Source organism: Agrobacterium albertimagni AOL15 (genome assembly GCF_000300855.1).
GTDB lineage: Bacteria > Pseudomonadota > Alphaproteobacteria > Rhizobiales > Rhizobiaceae > Allorhizobium > Allorhizobium albertimagni.
Window position 1 is genome coordinate 108744 of the sequence record NZ_ALJF01000013.1, and the last position, 21673, is coordinate 130416.

Sequence of the window (21673 nt, forward strand, 5' to 3'; positions counted from 1 at the left end):
CTGTGCACCGGACTTTCGTCTAGGCGAATTTTCGCAGTCCCTAACGAAAGGCCTCATTAATCATACTAGAGGTAGACTCCTTCAATTGGAGGAGGAAGATCCATGACTGCTGCGATGAACGCGCGATACGATGATGACCACCAGCCGGACGTGGCGGAGACCCCGCGACCGCCGGAGATCGATGCAGCCACCTTGCGCGGCATCGTCCAGCGGCTGGCCGAAGAGGCCTCGACGCTCGGCGTCGATCTCGTCGATATTGCCGGAGCGATCCAGGACGTCGCCGGCATTTCCAAACGCCATGCGGTGACTTTCGACGGCATTACCCGAACAGCGCTGTCGATCGCCGAAACCAATCGCGATGTCGCAAGCACCCTGCGCGAGACGGATCAGACCGCGGGCGAAGCCCGTCGCATGCTGACCGACAGCGCGACCCGCCTGACCGGCGCCGTCGACAAGATCGATCACATGGTCGAGACCTCGGAGGAAATCGGCACGGAGATCGGCAGCTTTTCGCAGTCGCTCGCCGAAGTCGACAAGGTCGCCGAAGAGATCGGCACCATCGCCCGCCAGACCAACCTGCTCGCCCTGAATGCCGCGATCGAAGCGGCCCGTGCAGGCGAGGCCGGCAAGGGCTTTGCCGTCGTTGCAGCCGAAGTCCGCGCGCTTGCGCTGCAGACCTCCCAGGCGACCGGCGCCATCCAGGAAACCCTCAATCAGATCCGCCAGAAGATCGTCCGCCTGACCGATGCCGGCCGTGGCGCCACCGCGAGCGCCCGCGACGTGCGCGAGACCTCCCAGGCGATGAACCAGTCCTTCTCCGCCATGGAGCAGGTCATCACCCGCATTCTCGACGGCTCCTCGGCCATGGCCCAGACGACCGACCAGGTCGATCGCCAGTGCTCGGAATTCGTCGCAACCCTCAGCGACATGTCGGCGGAAGTCCGCCAGTCCGACCATCACCTGCAGCAGACCGCAGGCCGCGTCGACAAGGTGGTGGCGCTTTCAGAAACCTTGATCCAGCTGACCGCGAGTGCCGGCATCCGCACCGCCGACAGCGACTGGATCGACACCGCCGTCGATGTCGCTGCCCGCATTTCGCAGGCCTTCCAGAATGCCGTCGATAGCGGCCGCATCCGAACGAGCGATCTCTTCGACCGCAACTATCGTCCGATCCCTGGCACCGACCCGGTGCAGATGATGACCGGTTTCACCGAATTCACCGACCAGGTGCTGCCCGCGATCATCGAGCCGGTGGCGGGGTCTTCGGAGCGCATCGGCTTCTGTGCCGCGGTTGACGAAAACGGCTATCTGCCGACCCACAACAAGAAGTTCTCCGCCCCGCAGCGCCCCGGCGACACGGTGTGGAACACCGCCAACTGCCGCAACCGCCGCATCTTCAACGACCGCGTCGGCCTCTCCGCCGGCCGCTCCACCGCCCCCTTCCTCGTCCAGACCTACCGCCGCGACATGGGCGGCGGCAATTTTGTCCTGATGAAGGATATCTCCGCCCCGATCTTCGTCGCCGGACGGCACTGGGGCGGGCTAAGGCTGGCCGTGAAGGTGTAGTCGTCCGATTGCGGTCGGCAAAGGTGTGTTGAGATGACCGTGCGATTGAGCGAGTGAATCCCAAGTCGACACGGCGTGTCGGCCTGCTCGTTCGTGCGGCTCTCACCATTGACTTGCGCAGGCAATGCAGATGCATTACTTTTGAGCCTTCTTATCTGCGGGCCCGGCCATGACGATGCGACCTGACGAGATTTCGAAGCTGACCGATCGGTACCAGACCACGGTTCCGACGGGTGTGCGAAAACAGTTGCAACTGCGTAAGGGCGACCAGATCCGCTATCGTACGGACGCGAGCGGCCGGGTGTATATCGAAGCTGTGGCCGAAGCGCGCGATCCGGCACTCGGCGCCTTCCTGGATCTGCTGGAACGCGATGTGATGGATCATCCCGAACGGCTGAAGCCGATGGAGGGAGCGCTGGTGCAGCGGATCGGAGCACTGGTCGGAGATGTCGCCGTCGATCTCGACGCGCCACTGTCGCCGGAAGATGAGTGAACTCGGCGCGCCCTTCACGGCCAATGGCTGGGCCGTCTATGCCCACCCCCTTTTTCTCGATCAGTTGCTGACCCTTGCGGACGAAGTCGAAGCGCGAAAGCGCCGTGATCCGGAGACTTGGCGTCAGAAGAATGCTTCGAAGCGGCTGGCCGCGATCCTCAAGCTCGTGACGACCGATATTCCGGCCGATCCGGGAGCCCCGCAATTCCGTCAGGGTCATACGCTGGGCAGTCACCACAAACACTGGTTCCGGGCGAAGTTCTTCCAGCAATACAGGCTGTTCTTTCGCTTTGACAGCAGCCGCAAGATTATCGTCTTCGTTTGGGTGAACGATGACGACACGCTCCGTGCCTATGGCAGTCGATCCGATGCCTATTCGGTCTTCAAGAGTATGCTCGACAGCGGCCATCCGCCGGACGATTTCGATATGGTCCTCAACGAGGCCAAAGGGGCAGGCGCTCGATTTGCGCAATTGATAAAGCCGATAGACGAACCCTGACCCTCGACCCTCGACGCCGCCCGCGCAATCCCCTAAACCCTAGCCCATGCGCATCCGCTCCGACATCTTCGTCTCCGCACTCACCCGCCGCGTCTTCTCCGACGGCGGCTATGCTGCTGTTGTCGCCAAGGGTTCGGAGGCTTCCGGCGCGATCTTCGTGCGCCAGCGCTTCCGCGATGGTCTGGAGACGCTTTATGGCCCGGCACCCCAGGCCATGATCGATGACGAGACGCGCGATGACCGCATCTTCGAGCCACGCCTCGTGCGTGCCGAACCCGAGGCCGTGGAGGCTCTGATTGCCCGCGAGCAGAAGTTCGACAGCGATCTCTGGCTGGTCGAGATCGAGGTGGAGCATCTCGGCACCTATCTGACGCTGACGGATGGCGAGGATTGAGCGTAAGCCCGCTCTGCATGGCGTGAGATCAGCCCCTCGGAAGAGGCCGTCGAGCGAAAGTGCGTCGGCCATCGCCATCCACCCTCCCCTTGAGGGGGAGGGTCGGCGCAAAGCGCCGGGGTGGGGTGACCACCGGCGACGGCGGCTACGAAAACCCACACACAAGCAGGCAAGCCTACCGTTTACTGCCTACTACCTATGTCCTGGGTCTACCGCTTGCGCGCCCTCAGCACCTGTCGCCCATGCTCGTCGCCGACTGGCTGACGCTTTGATGCAGCCTGATTGGCGGCGGTCAGCGGTTTGCTGCTCGGCACCGTCGGGCGTTCGGAGCCGTCACGCGCCTCGGCCTGCATCTCTTCACCGGCAAAGGTATAGCGGTCGGCACGGATCCAGCTGTCGATCCGGGCTTCGGCCTGGTCCGGGTCCATGCCGAAGAAGAGGTTTTCCGCCCGGCTCGCGCCGTTCTCGCGACGGGCGAGATGCGGATAGATATGCTCGAGGATGAAGATCGCCTCGCGATCCTCCATGGCAACGCCGGCAAGCGTGGTTGCGAGCTGCCGCCCGGAAATGTCGAGCAGGATGCGCTCAGCAAGCCAGCGGCTCGAGGTCAGCATGTCGGCGAGAGTCGTGGCAAAGAAGCCGCCGTCATTCGTGCGGGCAAAGCGGACGAGCAGTGCGGTCTGCACCGGCGTCACCTGGCGTCGGCCAAGCCGGTCGCTGCGGGGCGGCCGCTGCTGATAGGCCATGCGCTTGATCGTCTGGCGCAGCGACTCCTCGCGGCTTTCTGCAGCGGGCTCAATCACCGTCGCTGATGCGGCGCCCGGCAGGTCGCTCATTTCGAGATCCGCCATCACCTGGTCGAAGCTCGAGGGCGGAGCTTTTGCCGCCTGCGGAGTCTGAACCTCAGGCTTCGTCTCATCCGCCTTCACCTTGTCCGGTCGTGGCGGCAGCGCGTGGCGCAGCGAGACCAGGGCATCGATCACAGTCGGCGACAGCCGCTCGCGCTTGACGATGGCGCGGGCATGATCGGCACCTTGCGTGCGCGCGATCATCACCAGCATATCGTCGGAGAGTGCCGGAGAGGAGGCAAGGAAGGGCGCGGCGATCGAAATCGGCTGAGAGGCGATGAAGGCTGCGATCGAGAGCGGCAGGTTCGGGCTCTGCGAGAGGGCTGCGACTGCTTCCCGGCGGGCCTCGACGGAGGACCCGGCAAACAGCGGCTGGAACAGTTCGGCAAATTGTCGGAGTTCCGACTTGCCGGGAAAGGAGAGCGCCTGGAAACTCGTGACCGTGGCCATCAGAACGACATCCTTGTTCCGCGCGCCGGCCGGCCTTTCAAGCTCCCTGAACTGTTCGCTCACGACTAACCACTCCAACGCAATACAGATGTGTGCGAGATTAGAACGAATTTGTTAGCAAGCTGTTAACTAACCTATGGCTTCTTGTGGACAGGCGGATGGTCATGTCAGACGATTCGCCGCATGTTTCCGATATTAGGCATATGCGTACCCCGTTTCGTGGGGTGAACCGCGACAGGGGGAACGCGTCGGAGAAAGGCGCAGATGACCCTGGTTTGTGTGAGACCTTCCGCAACATGAACCGGATTGTGCCGGCCCTCGTAAAAGGAGGGCAGGGCGAGATGATGCTCTCGACCCTCTCGATCTTTCTTCTCGAAAGGAGACGAGCATGGCGGATATCATCAGGATTTCGGACCGGCTGAACCCTTCGCGCCGATCGACGGCCACGGGTGAGCACAAGGCAGAGATACTATTCTTCACCGGCATCCGCTACGAGCGGCTGGATCCCAACGCCATCTGGCCGCGGGTGGAACTGCCGACCTTGCCGGCCCTGCCAGCTCCACAGGGACCTGTCTTCGGCCCAGGCCGGCGGCCGTTCTGAGCGCGATCCTCTCGTCATTCGCCGTTGCCGGTCGCCGTGGTGAGATCCGGGCCTCCGCGGCGTGTCACTGCTCAAGGCTCCGAAGGCATGTCGCACACCCGATTTCTAGCGATTCACCGGTTGTAAATCGTTTATGTAGGATAAGATAAAATAAGAAGTCGTGGCATTACGTCCGATCAACCGCTGCCCCTGGCAAGGGCGCCTATTGCGGAGCAGGTCGACCATCCATGCTCATGAAGATTGCCAAGGATCGCATTCGCAAGGGAATGTTCATCGAAAGCGTCGCGTGCCCCAGCCGGGAGTTTGCCAGACGCCGCTTCCTGCTCAAGTGCGACCGCGACATGGCGGCAATCCTGACCTCGTCTGCGACAGACGTGTCGATCAATCTGCGTCTCGGCGTCGATCCGGATGGCCGCAAGGTGTCAGCCGTCAAGCCAGCCTCGTCATCCCTGCCGCCAAAGGACGTGCGCACGCGGGCCGCTCGCGGGGTCGTCAAACAATCCGCAAAGGTGCTCCGCGCCAGTCTCGGCGACATCGTCTCGGGTCGCCCGCTCGACATGGCGCATCTCTCAGAGGCAGCCGACGAGAATGCCGAGCTCTGGTCCGACAGCACCGTCATCGCCCTGGAAGTGACGCGGCTCAAGAGCAAGGACGAGACCACCTATGTCCATTCACTTGCCGTCAGTGGATTGATGACGCTTCTGGCGCGCTCGCTGCAAATGGACGACGAGACGGTGCGGATCCTCGGCGTCGCGGGCATGCTGCACGATATCGGCAAGCTTCTGATCCCCAACGAAATTCTGAACAAGCCCGGTCATCTGACCGATCGTGAGCGCGTCGTCATCCGCAACCATCCGGAGGCAGGCTACCAGTTGCTCAAGACCCATCCCGAGATCCCGCAAGTGGTGCTCGACGTTTGCCGCCTGCATCACGAGGTTCTCGATGGCTCCGGCTACCCGCTCGGGCTGAAGCAGAAGGACCTCAGCGTCCCGGTACAGTTGAGTGCGGTCTGCGACGTCTTCGAGGCGCTGACATCCGTGCGTCCCTACAAGCGTCCCTGGACGGTCTCGCAGGCGCTCGACTGGATGTTTGCCCGTCCGCATCATTTCGATCGCAAGATGGTCATCCGGCTGGGCAGCGTCCTGAGCGACGAGCCGATCGGCTAAACTCAAGTGGCGGTGTCAGGAACCTGTTCTCGGCACTTGGTACAAGACCTGTTCACCGCCCGATGAACGGCAGGCATTCCGCATCGGCCAGAAACGTCTTGGCATCGGCCTCATAGCTTGCCTGCGGCGCAAGCACGCGCAGCACAACATAACCTTCCATGCCCGGATGCTCGACCAGGATGGTTTCGGCGAGTGCTGCGATCGGTGTCTTCCTGAGCTGCGCCACCTGGACCGGGGTTGCGACCAGCACGTCGAGATCGCCGGCAACCGAAGTGCGGTCGTTCATCGAAAAGATCTCGTTGGCCTCCCGGTCATAGATCGCGACCGACCAGAAATCGACGCCGCCTCCAAGGGCAATGAGGGACAGCGGCTGGCGGGTGATGTCGAAATGACAGACGGCGACCCGAAGATAGGGATCGAGGTTGGACAGCCCCACCGCATCGGGCTGAGCCGACAGCGGGTGGAAGACGAAGGGAGCACCCTCGGCGGTCACGCGCGTATAGGCATCGCGCCCGGTGAAATGCGGCACGCCGAGAATGATGATGATGTGCAAGAGCACGGCACCGAAGAAACCGGTCAGGATGGCGTAGAGAAGCTTGCTCATTGGCCACATCCGATCTGCTCGATGACCGGCATGGCAAGACCGGAGAGGCCCGTCGAGGCGGCCGCCGGCGTATCGAGCAGTGTCAGCACCAGCTGGAATGAGCCGGCATCGGGTATGGCGAGCCAGTTGCCGGATTTTGCCGTGCGCGAGATCGTGATGTCGAATGTCCCGTCACTGCGCCTGAGAACCGTCTGGGAATTCTTCGCCGTCGGAAGCTCGGCCCCCGCATCCAGGGGATTGCCGGCGCTATCGGCGACATAAAGCGTCCACAGCCGCGCCGTCGGCGTGCGCCCGCTCATCCGGTAGGAGCAGGTGCCCGTCAACGTCAGGCCGTCCTTATCGCGATAGGCGGTGAACTGCAGCCCCTCGGCAGATCCATAAAGCAGCCGCCCACCCTTGGCCCGGTGCGCCTTCGCATAAGGATCGGCGGATGCCGTCTGTGCGGCGGGAAACGCCCGCCAGCCAGCCACTTCGATCGCCCCGAACCCGACGGAGGCGTTCAGCATCGAAAGCGCCGACAGAATCCCGCCTCCGAAGGCAATGGTCAGCGCAGTGGCGACGATGAGGGGAACACGAAACACGGGCGGGTCGAGACCTTCGGCAATGCAGGCGCAATCGCGCCGGGCGGCAGTGCCCGAGGGGTATCACTGATTCGGGGGTGAGGGAAGTTTGCGGGGTAGGGAGGAGGAGAGGGGGACGTCGACCCTCAAAGCCGAAGATTGACCAGCTTCGCGCAAAAGCTGTAGCATCGTTGCCTGCTCGTTTATGGCGGTCTGGCGTGGAAGGGCTTTTATTTCCGTTCGACTTTTTTGTTCTCGGTACGCCGCTCTCGCTGCAGGCGCGCTCGACCTCGCTTCGTCGATGGAAAGATACGGTAGCCCAAGCTGCTGCAGCGAGGATACGTGAGAGGGACATACAGACCTTCCTCTTGCCGTCGTCACTCGCAATCACGATCTACTATTTTCCACTCGCGCCAATGGGCGGCGACATCGACAATATCGTCAAGCCGATACTGGATGCGTTGATTGGCGTCGTTTATCTGGACGATCAAATGATCGAAATGGTCACGGTGCAAAAATTCGAGCCCGACATTGCATGGGAAATCAGCAGCCAAAGTCAGCAACTTGCTTCGGCCTTGGATCACATGAGCTCTTCGGAAGCTTCGACCCCCGTGGTATATGTTCATATCGCCGATGATCTGAGTTGGAGAAGGCGCTGATGGCAGCCAACACGCAGCAAATAACAGATGCCGATGAGCTTCCAATCGATCGGATTCGCGAAGCTTATGTAAAGCAGGGTTTTCGTTTCATAGAGCATCCGGGTTCTGAAGAGCTGCCGTCCTTTTTCGGCGGGTATCGTCCCGACGCAGTGGCGCTCAAGACTGGCCAGAACGTGGCCATACAGTTCATGCAGTCCCGGAAGGGGCAGCAAGGGTTATCCTTCGAGGCAATCAGCAGGCTTTTTGTAGGTCAGCCCGATTGGCGTTTCGTCGTCAGTTATGGCGGGGCGGACCCTCAGGCGTCGAGCGCCCTGCCCATTGCATCGGAGGCTGCGATCCGCAAGCAGCTGAATGATTTACGAGATTTGGGACAAAAGGGGCAGCGCCGGGCCGCTTTCGTGATGGGCTGGTCACTGCTGGAAGCGGCTTTGCATCGGGTGGACGAAGATGCAGATCATCGTCCGCGCAAACCCGGTACGGTGCTCGAGTCTCTCGCTCGGCTGGGCTATCTATCCCCCGAACGAGAGGTGCAGTTGAGACCCTTGGCACTTCTCCGTAATAGGATCGTGCATGGTGACATCACCTCCGAGCCATCCGTAGATGAACTAAAGGCCGTCTTCCAAGCGGTCGATGAGGCGCTCACCTGACGGGCGAATGCTGTCCATTTATGCGCAGCCATCTTTGAGTTGTTCGCGTGCCTAGGTCTGGTGGGGAAGCTCTCCCTACCGCAACACCCCCGCCGCCAGCGCTCGTTGGATGCCCCTCACATCCGTGCCCTTCTTCAGCGTCTTCTTCAGCGGATCATGGCTCCCCGAGACCCAGATCTTCAATTCACTGTCGAGGTCGAATGTGCCGGCGGTTTCGACGGAGAAGCGGGTAATGGCGCGGTAGGGGACGGACATGTAGTCGACCTTCGAGCCGGTAATGCCCTGCACGTCGATCAGGATCAGCCGCTTGTCGGTGAAGACGAAGACGTCGCGGATCACCCGGAAGGCGAGCGAGACGCGCTCACCCTCGATCAACACGCCATCCAGCCGCTTGGCGAGATCGGCTGGATCGACGCTCGATCCATGGCCCAGCAATCCGTCGAACAAACCCATTTCCTTCCTCCTGTGGTCGGTGTCGAAAATGGGAAGTCACGAAAGTCCCTTCAAGACGCTGTCTTCACGGGACGGAACTCTCGAAGGCTTGAACGGCTGTCTAGGTTCTGCCTTCCAGCGTCTCCACCCTCTGAGTGACATCATGAACGCTGGCTTCGATGCGCGAGAGAGACTCATCAAGCCTGCTCTGCATGTTGGCCAGGGAGCCGCCAATCTCCATCTTGATCATCAACTCCACGTCGTCGCGAAGCTCGGTCTCTCGCCGCTCGACGCGGCGGGTCAGGTCGTAGGTTGCATTGAGCAGCCGCATCATGTCGGCCATATCCTTGCGGACTTGGCGCAATTCCTCGATTTGCAGCCTGGACTGCGTTGCCAGGAAATCGAGACTGATATTGTCGGTGCTCATGCCCATCTGCCTCCGCGCAACACGAATGTAGCGCCTCGCAGGCCGGATGACAATTTGAGGACGCGCGCTGCCGTTGAGCTCAACCCACCCGCTCGTAAAACGCCTCCAGCTTCGCCACCTCCACGCCGAGCTTGGTCAGCGAGGCATGAACGCTCATATGCCGCTCGTCATGCAGGATGAACCAGTCGTCGAAACCGAACCGGGTTTTCGAACCATCGGCGTCGGGAACGTCGCGGGAATACTGCCAGCGGAAGGCGCAGCCGGACTGTTCGCCCTCTGCCGTGCCGTCGATCAGCGTCTCGCGGCCCTCATAGCGGTTTTCGCTGCGCTTCAGGATCGTCCAGGTCAGCGTGTCGGAATGACCGTCATCGAAAAAATAGTCTTCCGTCAGCGACAGCACATTGGCGCTCGCGTCGAAGCGCCCGCGGGCGTCGATCGTGAACCGGTTCTGGAAGCCGCCCAGCCTCCCGATGGTCATGCCATAGCCGCGCAGCGTGCCGGAGAAGAACTCCTCCAGAACGAACTTGGGCTCTTTGTCTGCAAAATCCTCGAGTTTCAAGGCGTCTCTCCTCGGTTGCCGAATGGTCCGGTGAAACACGGGGAAGGCGGCTCGGGTTCCCCTGGGAGATCAAGGCGCGCTTTAGCCCCTTACGCTTTTGCCTCCGCCGCGCTATCTGGTCATCCGACAACATCATCATCGAGGAGGATCATCATGGGCAAGCGGATCGTGTTTACCGGCGGCAGCGGCAAGGCGGGGCGCCATGTCGTGCCCTATCTCTTAGGTAAGGGACACAAGGTGTTGAATGTCGACCGCGCCGTGCTCGACGTTCCAGGCGTGCATACCCTGCTGACCGACGTCACCGATGCCGGCGAGGTCTTCAACGCGCTCTCCTGCCATTTCGGCTATGACGGTTATGAACAGGAAGGCGGCCCGAAGCCGGTTGATGCGGTCGTGCATTTCGCCGCTGTCCCGCGCATCCTGATGCATCCCGACAACAAGACCTTCGCGGAAAACACCGTCTCGACCTACAACGTCATCGAGTCCGCCGCCAAGCTCGGCATCAAGAAGGTGATCATCGCATCTTCCGAGACCACCTATGGCGTCTGCTTTGCCGAAGGCGACAAGGACTACAAGGAATTCCCGCTCACCGAAGACTATGACGTCGATCCGATGGACTCTTACGGCCTGTCCAAGGTCGTCAACGAAAAGACCGCCCGTGCCTTTGCCATGCGGTTCGGCATCGATGTTTACGCGCTGCGCATCGGCAATGTCATTTCGCCCGAGGATTACGCAAACTTCCCCGGCTATCTCGGCGATCCGCCATGCCGCAAGCGCAATGCCTGGTCCTATATCGATGCGCGCGATCTCGGCCAAATCGTCGATCTCTGCGTCGCAAAGGACGGCCTCGGCTTCCAGGTCTTCAACGCCGTCAACGACACGATCACCGCAACCGTGCCGACCCGCGAATTCCTGGCGAAATATGCCCCGAACACGCCGATCACGGGCGAGATCGACGGCTTCGAGGCGCCGCTGTCGAACCGTAAGATCCGGGAACTCCTCGGCTTCAAGGAAGAGCACGACTGGCGCAAATATGTGAAGGTCTGACGACCCCCGCCGTTCAAATCTCGCTCACTCGAATGTCAGCCATCCGGAGCCGATCCGGATGGAACATCGCAGTCAGTCTGCCATTATTCCCTTGTTATCGTAATAGACGAATGAATGAGGGAGACTGATATGGCCCAGGCACGCCGGATGGAATTGCGACTTCTCGATGAGACCGAGAAGGAACTGGTGGAAGCCTCGCGGCATCCGCACCTTGCCGAGCGGACGGATGAGGATCTCTCCTCGCTCCGCAAGAACCTGCGCGACCGCCGCGATCGCGCCCGTGACATCGCCAGCCGCCAGCGTCGCGAAATGCGTGGCAAGGCGGCTCCCTCGGGCGCGAAGCCCGCAGCAGACAATGCCGGCAGCCGCGAGAAGTTTGCCGCCCTCTCTGCCGCGCTCCAGCGCGTCAACGGCGAGATTGCCCGTCGCAAGCGCTTCTCCTCCCGCGAGGAGTTGAAGCGTAATGCCGAGAAGGCATTGGAAATGCGCCGCGCGGCGAGCCGCCCCAACCGCCCGACCTCGCGCCGTGCCAAGAAAGGCATGCGCTCGGTGCCCAATGAGCGCGGTCCGGACCTCGTCAATCCGATGGAAGTCGGACGCGTTTCGCAGTTCGTCAAGAACGGCCAGGCGCGGCGCGACAGCCGCTGACGACATCACGTGAACACCGTTGGCAGTGAACCAGGGCGGCTTCGGCCGCCCTATCATTTTTTAGGGGTAAAAACCTAAAATGGAGGATGAAACGGCGTCGTTTTTCACATATGAGGAACATGGAAAAACCCTGCATTTCTAGGGTTTGAAGACGGCCCCGGAAGATCAGCTTGCCAGAAAAGCGCATGGAAATCGCCAACTACGCGCAAACCGAAGTGCGCGGCCAGAGCTTCGTCACCTTCGATGTGGCGATGCAGGGGCACGTGATCTCGACGATCGATGCCCCCATCCTTTCGGGGCGCATTCTCTGGTCTCATGCGGCAATTCACGGCTATCGCGATTTCGACCCGCGGGAACGCACGGAGCTGGAGGCCGAGGTCGGCCGCCGCCTGAGCGGCGACACTGCCGCGGAAGACGGCGAGCGGAGCGGACGCCTCCACCGTCGGCACTGATGCTCAAGCCGGCGCTAGCCAGCGCGGTAGCTCCAGCGCCACGCCGACCGCCACGACAAGGGCCACCGTGATCGCCACGAAAAAGGCGAGGAGAAAGAGCCCCGTCGCCCGAAGGCCGCCGATCCCGAGATCGCGCTGGAACCACCGGATTTCCGCCTGCCCGTACCAGACGACGGCACCAAGAAAAATGGCTGCCGCATAAGGCAGACCCCGATCTGCCGGAATCAGCAGACAGTCGACGGCAAGGCCAACCAGGAAAACAAAGGGCGCTGCCACATAGCACTGGCTGAAGAAGGGCGGGCGAAGCGTGGAGCGGGTCAGGATCAGCCCCTTGTTGCGGATCAGCGTCACGGCCATGACCATCGGAAAGATGCCGAAGACCACGCCGCGGAGGATCAGAAGATTGGACTGGGAATGGGTGAGAGCGTTGACTTCCGCTGAGGGAGCGACGGAGGGAAATGCCGTCGACAGTGCCTGGGAGAGCAACAGCGTGATCAACAGAAACAGGGGCGGACTGATCGTGTCGTCATACTGGTCTTCCGGCCGGTCCTCCAGCTCGTCATCGGCATAGCGCATCATGCTGAGTGGCCGGGTAAAGGCGCGCCAGAAGGTCATTGGATAGAAGATCAGCCAGGAGAGGATCTCATAAAGCAACTCCTCCAACGACTTCAACAACCTCATGAAATCCATAGATCACCCCGCCTGACCGCCCGATGCCGCCATGGTGGCGGAGCAGGGGTTGCGCCGACGATGCCAGCCGCGAAGAGAGGGCGCAAGACCGGCACGGCAAACCCGCCGCACCCGACCGATCTGCGTCCCGGGCCCAAACCATGTGTGACTTGCCCCATTCCCACGCGCGCCCCGGGGGGCTAGCCCTCATCCTGAGGCGGGAGCGTAGCGACCCTCGAAGGACGAGGGCGGATGGCAAAACTGCGGCCTCGATCCTTCGAGGCCTCGCCTTGCGAGGGCTCCTCAGGATGAAGAGCCAGTGCTTGTTGCCGGGCAGGGCGGATAGCGCTTGAGAATCGCAACACCCCCTGCCAGTGTCGCGGCCATTGTCAGTCCCCGGAGACCGAATGCTCGTCCTTTTCCGCAAGACGCCGATCCTCGGCGCGCTTCTCGCCCAGGTCGTCGCCCTGCCTGTGGTGGCGGTCGTCACCGCGCCGCTGTCGACCTCGGTCGAGCGCCTGCCGCTGATCATGATTGCGCTCGTCCTGCAGGGAGCGCTTGCGGCACTGATCTGCGCGCTTCTGCGCCTTCCGCGCTGGTGGCTGCTGATTGCCTTCCTCTTTCCGCTCGCCATGGGCTCGGCACTCCTGCTCGGCAATCTGCCCGCCTGGCCCTTCGGCATCGCCTTTCTCGTTCTGGCGCTCGTCTTTTCCAACACCACGCGCGGCCGCGTGCCGCTCTATCTCACCAATCCCGAAACCGCCTCGGTGCTCAACGACCTGATGCGCGATCGCAAGGCCGTCCGCATGCTCGACCTTGGCTGCGGCCTCGGCGGCGTGGTCCGCGCGCTCGACGGCGAGGGCCGGCGGGCACGGGGCGTGGAGAATGCCCCGGCCGTCTATCTCGCAGCCCGTCTCTTGTCGCTCATCTCGGGCAAGGGCGAGATCCGCCGCGGCGATCTCTGGAAGACGGATGTCTCGCAGGAAGACCTCGTCTACGCCTTCCTTTCACCCGCCCCGATGACCGTCCTCTGGCAGAAACTGTCGCGCGAGATGAAGCCTGGCAGCCTCTTCGTCTCCAACAGTTTTCCGGTGCCGGATGTCGATCCGGATGAAATCTGGGAACTGTCGGACTCCCGCAAGACACGGCTTTTCCTCTATCCGATCGGGAAGCCGGAAGAGGGCTGAGCGCTTTTCTTCTCCCTCATGGCAGGGAGGAGGCAACCGAAGGCCGGATGAGGGGCAAGGGACGCCAAACTCGGCCGCGCGTCGCGCCGGTGACCTCTCACGTCACCGCTGCCTCCCGCATCTCAACGCGGATCAACGTGACCCGAAGCCGGCCGCATCAAGCATTTTGCGAAGCTCTGTGTCTGTCGCCTGTTCCAGAGACAGCAGACCGAGATAGCCATCGCCCTCTCGTGCCAGCGCCGACCAGAAGGCCGGTTCGGTCTTCAAGCCCTGCCGCCGCAGCGCCAGAATGGCCTCTTTCAACCCGTCACCGCCAAGCGCCAGCAGCCGCCGCTCGATCTCGAAATGGCGCCAGCCGAACTGTTCGGCAACGGGCAGGGGGCTGGCGAAGATTTCGAAATCCCACCCGCATGCTTGAAACGTCGCGATCACCGGCCGGTCGTCCGCTATCCACTGCCAGATGCGAAACCCGCTCATCCCGCCATAGGACCGCACCACATCGGCAACAAACGCCTCGGCATTCGGCGCACAGCAGAGAATGTCGATATCGCTGGTCAGGGTATCGACCCCGAGAGGCGGCGTGCCCGCGATATGCGGATCATAGGCCGCAAGGGTCTTGAGGATGCCGATCTGGTGCACGGCAGTCTGATAGTCGGTCCGCGACACTGGCTCGCCCCGAGAGAGGATTGGCCTGCGTACCTAACGCCGGCGGGGGAGCGGATCAAGCTTGGTCGTTCAGGGGGCGGGCTTGAAACCCGTAAGGTTCTGGCAGAGGCTTTGTCGCGATGACTTTCCCCTCCCGCGCAAGCAGGAGCGGTCATTGGTTCGTCTAGTTCTGGAACAAACCCAACATCGGGACGCTATGTCTCCTAAGGGCATGAACAGGCGACGGGAGAGATGACTTGTCAGAGACCACGACGCGATCAGGAAGCACGCGGGCCTATGTTGCGGATACGCTGGCCTTGATCCTTTTCTTCACCACAACCGGCATCATCAATGAACGGTTCATTGCCGGAATGACTTGGGAGCAGGTGCTTCATGCACGTCTGATCGGAGGCGTTCTGATGGTTCCGGTGGGACGGCCTTATGGCATGTGGCGCGACTGGATGATGAGCCATGCGAAGGAAACACGCGTTTCCCAGCTTTTCTGGGACAGTTCGGCACTGATGAGCTTTCAGGTGCCGATTTACGCGGCGATCATCGCATTCAGCGGAGCCACCGGGGATGGGCTGATACGGGGTGTGCTGGGTGCAGCACTAATGATGATCGTGCTCGGCCGACCCTACGGAGCGTTCCTCAACTGGATACGGCACCTCTTCGGGCTGCCGCCTGGAGGCGAAAAGCCGATGTCACTGAACACCTGAACGCAAGGGAAATTTCGGGCCGGTCACAGCCCCAACTGCGTTAAGCCGATGCAGTCCTTTTGGCTTCACCCAACCGATCTACGTCTACCCGAAAGCAACTGCCGCTTCACCGGCTCTTAACGGCATCAAAAGCTTTCTGCGCTATCGCAAAGTCTATGATTTCGAACGGTTTCTTTAAAATCTTAACGATATCTCTGCTTTTGGTGACGCTGGCAAGATTGGGTGCCGACGCCGCCCATGCGAGCGATTCCGCCAGCATTCGCCCCGCCTGCTGGGCTGAAGCCACGCTATCGGAAGATCCCGTTGCAGTGGCGCGGGATGATGAAAGATGGTCCTGCTCAGGCGCCGGCCAGAGTTTCTCGATCGCTGCCGAGCGCGTGCTCCTTCGCTTCGACATCCAAGCCGATCAGACCCCGCCGCGCTATCTGCTCTCGAGGCGGAGCGCACTCGAAGCCGTGCATCTGCTGGCAATCGACCAGGATTTTACAACGCGCCAGACGTCTCTCCCTGCCGCCTCCTTGCGCAGCTCGATGGCTGGTGGTTACTTCAGCGCGCCCCTGCCGGTTCTCACGCAGATGACCCGGCACGTCGTCGCGGTGATTGACCGGCCGTCTCACCGAATGACCCTGGAGAACGCCTATCTATCGCCTGTTGATGCGGGCGCGGACACCGACGATCTGCGCTTTCTGCTGCTCCTTGCCGGCCTCACCGGCATGCTCGTCATGCCTCTCATATTCAATGCGGCATTCTACCGAGCCCTCAGGCAGTCCTTCGTTCTCTGGCACTCGGCTCTCACTTTGTCGATGCTGATGACGATCGTCGTCACGTCCGGTCTGGCGGTCGTGTTCTTCGACCCACCGCCCATGATGCTGAGCGCCATGACCACGTTGATCTTCGGGCTTACGATCAGCGCAGGCTTGATGTTCACCCATAGCTTCATCGAGCAAGGCAAGCTGCATCCGCTGCTGCGGCGCATTCTTCCCTATTGCGCCGCATGGGCGATCTTCCTCAGCCTGTTTCACGCGAGCTTTCCCTTCGTCGCACGTCCGGTGCAATCTGCCGTCTATACGGCAGCATTTGCGCCGGTTCTTGCCGTCTTCCTGTTGTCGATGATCGACGCATTGCGTCGTGGAAGCCGCGCCGCAAGGTTCCAGGCCATCGGTTACGCGCCGTTGATCCTGGTCGGCCTGATCCGCATCGTCACGGGTGTCGTGCCCGGGCTGCCGAGCACGGACGCCATGCTGCTGTTCTATTTCGGCTGCATGTTCGAAGTGCTGCTCACGGCGCTTGGCGTGGCCGATCGTTTTGTGATCATCAGGCGTGAGCGTGATCGAGCGCGGAGTGAGGCGGATCTGCTGGAACGGCTGTCCGAAACCGATCCACTGACCGGGTTGCTCAACAGGCGGGCGATCGAGCGCCAGTTCGAGCAGCTGCGGGCCGACCACTTTACCGCCCTCGCTGTCGTGGACCTCGATCATTTCAAGGCCATCAACGATGGCTACGGGCATCACATCGGCGATGAGGTGCTGAAGGCCGTGGCCGTCGCGCTGGAGGCCGGTCCGGACGTGCGCGCCTATCGCCTGGGTGGCGAAGAGTTCCTGCTGATGCTGCGCGGGCATGACGTGGAGAAAGAGGCCGAGCGACGACGCGAGGCGATCCCGACGACCGTCGCCAGTGGCGTTCCCGTTGTCCAGGGACTGGTGACAGCGACCATGGGCATCACCTCCATCTCTGGCGGTGAGAGCTTCCCGACATTGTACGAACGGGCAGACAAGCTGCTTTACGAAGCCAAGAGCGCGGGACGGAACAGAACCCGCGGGGCGACAGGTGAGACCTAGGCGTCGAAAGCCGTCCCACTCACCCTCACGCCACCACCCGCGCCTCGTCCTCGTCGAGGCTGACGCGCCAGGTGTTGCGGCCGTCGGCCTTGGCCGCGTAAAGCGCGCGGTCGGCCAGGTCGAGCAGGCGTTCGAAGTCGCCCTCGGACTGGATCCTGCCTGAGACCGCGCCGACGCTGATCGTCACATAGGTGTTGCGGTCGCCGGTAAAGCCGTGGGCAATGCCGAGCTGGCGGACCGCGCGGCGCAGGCTCTCGGCCAGCGTCGGTGCCATGTCGGCATCGGCGTCGGAGAGGATGGCGAGGAATTCCTCGCCGCCATGGCGGGCGAGATGCGCCTCCATCGGCAGGGCACGGCGCATGGCGCGGGCCACCCGTTTCAGACACTCGTCGCCGGCGCCATGGCCATAGGCGTCGTTATAGGCCTTGAAGTGATCGACATCGGCGACCAGCAGCACGACGCGCCGCGCCTCGTCCGGCACTTCCGTCGCAAGCCGCATCAGCTCCATCTCGGTGCCGCGACGATTGGCAAGCCTGGTCAGCGGGTCGGTGACGGAGAGCCGGGCGAGATCCTTGTTCTGCCGCGACAATTCCCGCTTCAGCGCTTCGTTCTCCTGCATCTGCAGATGGCTGGTGAGCGCCTCGACTTCCAGCTGATAGGAGACCAGCAGCGTCATCAGCACCGTCGGCATGTAGACGGCCAGATGCTGGATCACATAGGAGGGGCTCGCCCCCTGAAGGAACCAGATCGCCGAGTAATTCAGGCAGAAGGTGAAGATGCTGGCCCGCAGCGCCGGACGGAACGGCGAGGCGGCAGCGATGGTGATCGCCATCTGGAAGGTCGCAGCCGCATAGAAATAGGTGAGCACGCCCGGGCTGGAGCTGGAGACGAGGATCGCGCACCAGCAGACATTGGCAAGAAGCGCCACCAGGATCGCGGCGATCTCCTTCTTCTCGATCGGATGATTGCCGGCGATGTAGACGAGCAGGCCAATCGCGATCGGCAGCATCACCCCGAAGCGCAGCACCGCCGACAACATGGTGACATCGCCGAGCAACCACAGATCGAAAAGAAAACAGGCGAGATAGAAGATGAGGACGCAGATAACGGCCGCCTTCAGCATCCGGCTGCGCAAAGCTGCGCGATCTTCGAGGAATGCCGCATGTTGCTCCACCGTCAATCGGGGCCTAGCGGGAAGTCCGAGCCATCTCATCATGGATGTCCAATCACCGATTGAAATATATGAACCGTCGAAAACGGCTGAAATCTATGTCTGGCCCCCTTAATTTGGGGTGAAGGCGATGTGCCAATACGAGAAATCATGGATGAACACAAGCGCCATGGTTAACCCCCGGTAAATGCCGGAAGACCTCTTAAGCCTTGGAAGCTGCAACCTGTTTCAATTCAGGATGGTAGGTGAGAGAGGGCGGAGACCTGTGCCTCAATGACACGAACGGGCCGTCGGAAGCTGGCGCATCGCTGTCGCGATTCGCAGCCGCCATGCTTGAGGCGCGGTAAACTTGTGATTGTCTTAACGGCCGGTCGAGCCGGTGGTTTGCGGCTCGATGGCGGCCTGGGCCGTCCCTGCCGGTGCCGAAAGCGCGTCGGCTGATTTAAGCCGCGTGGCCAGCTCCCGGATCAGGCGGGTCGATTGCGATGACAGCGAGCGCGGACGCACCATCGGCGGCAGCGCATCCGGATTGGCCGCATCCGCCACCTGGGGCTTTGCTTCCTTTGCCGGCATCGGCTGATCAACGCCGGGGATCGGCTTGATATCGATGCCCTGATGGGCATAGTCCATCAGCTTCTTGAAGGTCATGGCCGGAAGCGAGCCGCCTGTCATGTTGTTGGTCGAGGTGTAGTCGTCGTTTCCGAACCAGACCGCGGCGGTGTAATTGCCGGTATAGCCGACGAACCAGGCATCGCGGTAAGCTTGGGTGGTGCCGGTCTTGCCGGCCGTCAGGATCCCGTCGACGGCCGCGCGCCTTGCCGTGCCGATATAGGGGATCTTGGTCATCATCTGGTTCATCGAGCGGGCCGCCTGTTCCGACAGAATGCGCTCGGGCTGGGGCGCGTCGCGCTCGAAGTCATACAGCACGTCGCCAGCATAATTGACGATCTGCGCAATGCCGTGGCGGCGCGAAGCATAGCCGCCGGCCGGCAGCACGGCATAGGCCGTCGCCTGGTCCATCACGGTCACCTCGGATGTGCCGAGCGGGATCGTCACGTCCTTCTTGATCGGCGTTTCCACACCCATCGCCTTGGTGGTCTGGATGATCGCGTCGATGCCGAGTTTTTCCTTGGCGAGCCGAACCGGGATCGTGTTGATCGATTTGGCCAGCGCCGTTTCCATGGTCACCCGGCCGGCATAGCTTCGGCCATAGTTCTGCGGGCTCCAATTGCCCCAGGCAACCGGGCCGTCGACGACAACGGTCTGCGGCGTGTAGCCGTTTTCCATAGCCAGCGCATAGGTATACATCTTGAACGAGGAGCCCGGCTGGCGCAGCGCCCGTGTGGCGCGGTTGAACTGGCTCTCGCCATAGTCGCGTCCGCCGACCATGGCCCGCACCGCCCCGCCATTCTCGACCATCACCACGGCGCCCTGCTTGACGTTGTAGCTCTCGCCATATTCACGCAGCGATGAGGCGACGGCCTCTTCGGCTGCCTGCTGCAGGCCGAGATCGATCGTGGTGCGCACGACGAGCGTATGATCCTTGAAGCGGGCGGCAATGCGCTGCACTTCCTCGAAGGCCCAGTCGAGGAAGAAGTCCGGCGCTTCCTTCTTGTCGCGGTCGATCACGGAGGCCGGATTGCGCCGCGCCGCCACCACCTGGCCCTCGGTCATCAGCCCGCTCTGCACCATGTTGGTGAGCACGTCATTGGCGCGCGCACGCGCTGCCGGCAGGTTGACATGCGGCGCATATTTGGCCGGCGCCTTGAAGAGGCCCGCAAGCATCGCCGCTTCCGCAAGCGTCACTTCGGTGATGTTCTTGCCGAAATAGAATTGCGAGGCGGCTGCTGCGCCAAACGTGCCGCCGCCCATATAGGCGCGGTCGAGATAGAGCGACAGGATCTCCTGCTTGGAAAGATTGGCCTCCAGCCAGAGCGCGAGATATGCTTCCTTGATCTTGCGCTCGATGGAGCGCTCATTGGTGAGGAAGAGGTTCTTCGCCAGCTGCTGCGTCAGCGTCGAGCCGCCCTGAACGACCGAACCCGCCTTGGCGTTTTCCGTCATGGCGCGCGCAAGGCCGATGAAATCGATGCCGAAATGCTCGAAGAAGCGCCGGTCTTCCGTCGCCAGAACCGCCTTCACCAGATGGTCCGGCAGTTCGTCGACCGGCACGGAATTTTCATGGATGATGCCGCGATGGCCGATCGTGTTGCCGTAGCGGTCGAGGAAGGTGACGGCGAAATTGTCGTGATTGCGCCAGTCCTTCTTGGTTTCCTCGAAGGCCGGCTGGGCAAGCGCGAGCAAGAGCACCATGCCCGCCGTGCCGAGCGTCATGGCTTCGCCGGCGATCTCGAAGCCGAGCTTCTTGAGGCCCCGGACACGGAAACGGCGGAAGAAGATGGTGATTTCTTCCCAGGCCTCGGCGAGGTCGTAGCCGGCATTCCACAGCGTCGAATCGAGCCAGCTATCGATCTTGAGAAAGATGTGGCGCTTCAGCTTCCGTGGCTTTTCGGGGCTTGCCGAAGTGCCGCCCGAGGCTGGCCGATCGATGCCGTCGGCGCCGCCGAGGCGCTCCGCAGGCTGAAGATCGTCAGGCTTGTCCTTGTCGGCCACCGTGGCTTTTTCCCGAAAACTTGTTGTCGGCTCCCTTGACGCGCCCGCCGATTGGGATCAGGACCCGAAGAGATTACGGGCGGGTCGTCATTATGTGAGTGATGGTCGATTTGCTGTAAAAGAACAAGCGGTTTCGAGGCGCATGGTGAACCGGGCGCCGCCCGGGCGCGCTTTTGAGCGGAGGCGTTGCACCCCGGCCACCGAGTGGCAAAGGATCGCGGCCCGCGCCGCAGCCAGATGCCGCAGCAAGAGCGAAAGATCACAGTCAGTTGAACGAGACGATGACAGACAAGCCCTTCTGGAAGACCAAGACGCTCGCCGAAATGAGCAACGCAGAATGGGAAAGCCTCTGCGACGGCTGTGGCCTCTGTTGTCTCAACAAGCTGGAGGATTGGGACACCGGTGAGGTGGTCTTCACCTCGGTTGCCTGCAAGTTGCTCGACGGCGATAGCTGTCGCTGCTCCGACTACGAGAACCGCCAGGAAACCGTGCCCGACTGTATCCAGCTGACGCTCAAGGGCCTGCGCGAAATCCAGTGGCTGCCCCCCACCTGCGGCTACCGCCTGATCGACGAGGGCCTCGACCTCTATTGGTGGCACCCGCTGGTCTCGGGCAGCCCCGAGACGGTGCATCAGGCCGGCATTTCCGCCCGCGGCCGTACGATTTCGGAGGAGGGGCTCGATGTCGAGGATCTCGAGGATTACGTGGTCGACTGGCCGATGCGAGTTGGCGCGGAGCGGGATTGAGGGGCTCGCGAGGCGGTGGTGTTGATGTTATTC

General features: G+C 61.9%; 25 protein-coding genes. 15 read left to right on the forward strand and 10 right to left on the reverse strand.

Annotation, left to right across the window (positions count from 1 at the left end; translation table 11 throughout):
* Positions 1 to 102 precede the first annotated feature (102 nt).
* From QWE_RS16145 to QWE_RS16160, 4 genes are all read left to right on the forward strand, one after another.
* Complete coding sequence (locus QWE_RS16145) at positions 103 to 1566, forward strand: methyl-accepting chemotaxis protein (protein ID WP_006727227.1); 1464 nt, start codon at positions 103 to 105, stop codon at positions 1564 to 1566.
* Positions 1567 to 1735: 169 nt separating this feature from the next.
* Positions 1736 to 2059, forward strand: coding sequence for a type II toxin-antitoxin system PrlF family antitoxin (locus tag QWE_RS16150; RefSeq protein WP_006727228.1), 324 nt, complete (start codon positions 1736 to 1738; stop codon positions 2057 to 2059).
* Positions 2052 to 2558 (forward strand): type II toxin-antitoxin system YhaV family toxin, encoded by a 507-nt coding sequence (locus QWE_RS16155; RefSeq protein ID WP_006727229.1) that lies wholly within the window; start codon positions 2052 to 2054, stop codon positions 2556 to 2558. Before QWE_RS16150 ends, QWE_RS16155 begins: the two co-directional genes overlap by 8 nt.
* A 46-nt stretch (positions 2559 to 2604) precedes the next feature.
* Positions 2605 to 2952, forward strand: coding sequence for a DUF1491 family protein (locus QWE_RS16160; RefSeq protein ID WP_006727230.1), 348 nt, complete (start codon positions 2605 to 2607; stop codon positions 2950 to 2952).
* 209 nt (positions 2953 to 3161) lie between these two features.
* On the opposite strand, the gene QWE_RS16165 is transcribed toward QWE_RS16160, so the two are convergent.
* The gene (locus tag QWE_RS16165; protein ID WP_240532569.1) at positions 3162 to 4313 is read right to left on the reverse strand and encodes a DUF2336 domain-containing protein; all 1152 of its coding nucleotides are present in this window, start codon (positions 4311 to 4313) and stop codon (positions 3162 to 3164) included.
* Positions 4314 to 4638: 325 nt separating this feature from the next.
* Between QWE_RS16165 and QWE_RS16170 the strand changes: the two genes are divergently transcribed.
* Positions 4639 to 4851, forward strand: a complete 213-nt coding sequence (locus QWE_RS16170; RefSeq protein WP_006727232.1) for a hypothetical protein — start codon at positions 4639 to 4641, stop codon at positions 4849 to 4851.
* 227 nt (positions 4852 to 5078) lie between these two features.
* Positions 5079 to 6017 (forward strand): HD-GYP domain-containing protein, encoded by a 939-nt coding sequence (locus QWE_RS16175; RefSeq protein ID WP_006727233.1) that lies wholly within the window; start codon positions 5079 to 5081, stop codon positions 6015 to 6017.
* A 52-nt stretch (positions 6018 to 6069) separates the two neighbouring features.
* Here the strand turns inward: QWE_RS16175 and QWE_RS16180 are convergent, their stop codons facing one another.
* Complete coding sequence (locus tag QWE_RS16180; protein ID WP_006727234.1) at positions 6070 to 6621, reverse strand: DUF1254 domain-containing protein; 552 nt, start codon at positions 6619 to 6621, stop codon at positions 6070 to 6072.
* Positions 6618 to 7202, reverse strand: coding sequence for a DUF1214 domain-containing protein (locus QWE_RS16185; protein WP_006727235.1), 585 nt, complete (start codon positions 7200 to 7202; stop codon positions 6618 to 6620). Before QWE_RS16185 ends, QWE_RS16180 begins: the two co-directional genes overlap by 4 nt.
* 197 nt (positions 7203 to 7399) lie before the next feature.
* On the opposite strand from QWE_RS16185, the gene QWE_RS16190 reads away from it, so the two are divergent.
* Positions 7400 to 7840, forward strand: a complete 441-nt coding sequence (locus QWE_RS16190) for a RusA family crossover junction endodeoxyribonuclease (RefSeq protein ID WP_006727236.1) — start codon at positions 7400 to 7402, stop codon at positions 7838 to 7840.
* Positions 7840 to 8487 (forward strand): hypothetical protein, encoded by a 648-nt coding sequence (locus QWE_RS16195; RefSeq protein WP_006727237.1) that lies wholly within the window; start codon positions 7840 to 7842, stop codon positions 8485 to 8487. Before QWE_RS16190 ends, QWE_RS16195 begins: the two co-directional genes overlap by 1 nt.
* A gap of 75 nt (positions 8488 to 8562) precedes the next feature.
* On the opposite strand, the gene QWE_RS16200 is transcribed toward QWE_RS16195, so the two are convergent.
* The 3 genes from QWE_RS16200 to QWE_RS16210 form a co-directional block, all read right to left on the reverse strand.
* Positions 8563 to 8940 (reverse strand): PH domain-containing protein, encoded by a 378-nt coding sequence (locus QWE_RS16200; protein WP_006727238.1) that lies wholly within the window; start codon positions 8938 to 8940, stop codon positions 8563 to 8565.
* A 100-nt stretch (positions 8941 to 9040) separates the two neighbouring features.
* Entirely contained in the window at positions 9041 to 9346 is a 306-nt protein-coding gene (locus tag QWE_RS16205; protein WP_157790721.1) for a hypothetical protein, read from the reverse strand.
* Between the two features lie 79 nt (positions 9347 to 9425).
* Positions 9426 to 9905: a DUF3833 family protein gene (locus QWE_RS16210; protein WP_006727240.1), complete on the reverse strand. Its 480-nt coding sequence runs from the start codon at positions 9903 to 9905 to the stop codon at positions 9426 to 9428.
* 153 nt (positions 9906 to 10058) lie between these two features.
* On the opposite strand from QWE_RS16210, the gene QWE_RS16215 reads away from it, so the two are divergent.
* The 3 genes from QWE_RS16215 (at position 10059) to QWE_RS16225 (ending at position 12052) form a co-directional block, all read left to right on the forward strand.
* The gene (locus QWE_RS16215; RefSeq protein ID WP_006727241.1) at positions 10059 to 10952 is read left to right on the forward strand and encodes an NAD-dependent epimerase/dehydratase family protein; all 894 of its coding nucleotides are present in this window, start codon (positions 10059 to 10061) and stop codon (positions 10950 to 10952) included.
* Between the two features lie 129 nt (positions 10953 to 11081).
* Positions 11082 to 11600: a hypothetical protein gene (locus QWE_RS16220; protein ID WP_006727242.1), complete on the forward strand. Its 519-nt coding sequence runs from the start codon at positions 11082 to 11084 to the stop codon at positions 11598 to 11600.
* Between the two features lie 185 nt (positions 11601 to 11785).
* A complete protein-coding gene (locus QWE_RS16225) occupies positions 11786 to 12052 on the forward strand; it encodes a hypothetical protein (protein ID WP_006727243.1) in 267 nt (88 codons plus the stop codon).
* Positions 12053 to 12055: 3 nt separating this feature from the next.
* On the opposite strand, the gene QWE_RS16230 is transcribed toward QWE_RS16225, so the two are convergent.
* Positions 12056 to 12733, reverse strand: a complete 678-nt coding sequence (locus QWE_RS16230; RefSeq protein WP_240532578.1) for a permease — start codon at positions 12731 to 12733, stop codon at positions 12056 to 12058.
* Positions 12734 to 13128: 395 nt separating this feature from the next.
* Between QWE_RS16230 and QWE_RS16235 the strand changes: the two genes are divergently transcribed.
* A complete protein-coding gene (locus QWE_RS16235; protein ID WP_006727245.1) occupies positions 13129 to 13908 on the forward strand; it encodes a class I SAM-dependent methyltransferase in 780 nt (259 codons plus the stop codon).
* 132 nt (positions 13909 to 14040) lie between these two features.
* On the opposite strand, the gene QWE_RS16240 is transcribed toward QWE_RS16235, so the two are convergent.
* Entirely contained in the window at positions 14041 to 14574 is a 534-nt protein-coding gene (locus QWE_RS16240; RefSeq protein ID WP_006727246.1) for a DUF4269 domain-containing protein, read from the reverse strand.
* A gap of 236 nt (positions 14575 to 14810) precedes the next feature.
* Here QWE_RS16240 and alaE point away from each other — a divergent pair, with 236 nt between their 5' ends.
* Together alaE and QWE_RS16250 are read left to right on the forward strand one after the other, a co-directional pair.
* Positions 14811 to 15272 carry an L-alanine exporter AlaE gene (alaE, locus tag QWE_RS16245; protein ID WP_006727247.1) on the forward strand — a complete coding sequence of 154 codons (462 nt, stop codon included), beginning with the start codon at positions 14811 to 14813 and terminating at the stop codon, positions 15270 to 15272.
* Between the two features lie 203 nt (positions 15273 to 15475).
* A complete protein-coding gene (locus tag QWE_RS16250; protein ID WP_240532571.1) occupies positions 15476 to 17110 on the forward strand; it encodes a sensor domain-containing diguanylate cyclase in 1635 nt (544 codons plus the stop codon).
* Between the two features lie 25 nt (positions 17111 to 17135).
* On the opposite strand, the gene QWE_RS16255 is transcribed toward QWE_RS16250, so the two are convergent.
* Together QWE_RS16255 and QWE_RS16260 are read right to left on the reverse strand one after the other, a co-directional pair.
* Positions 17136 to 18326 carry a GGDEF domain-containing protein gene (locus tag QWE_RS16255; RefSeq protein WP_240532572.1) on the reverse strand — a complete coding sequence of 397 codons (1191 nt, stop codon included), beginning with the start codon at positions 18324 to 18326 and terminating at the stop codon, positions 17136 to 17138.
* Positions 18327 to 18641: 315 nt separating this feature from the next.
* The gene (locus QWE_RS16260) at positions 18642 to 20831 is read right to left on the reverse strand and encodes a transglycosylase domain-containing protein (protein ID WP_052018221.1); all 2190 of its coding nucleotides are present in this window, start codon (positions 20829 to 20831) and stop codon (positions 18642 to 18644) included.
* Positions 20832 to 21175: 344 nt separating this feature from the next.
* On the opposite strand from QWE_RS16260, the gene QWE_RS16265 reads away from it, so the two are divergent.
* Entirely contained in the window at positions 21176 to 21640 is a 465-nt protein-coding gene (locus tag QWE_RS16265) for a YcgN family cysteine cluster protein (protein ID WP_006727251.1), read from the forward strand.
* Positions 21641 to 21673: the final 33 nt, after the last annotated feature.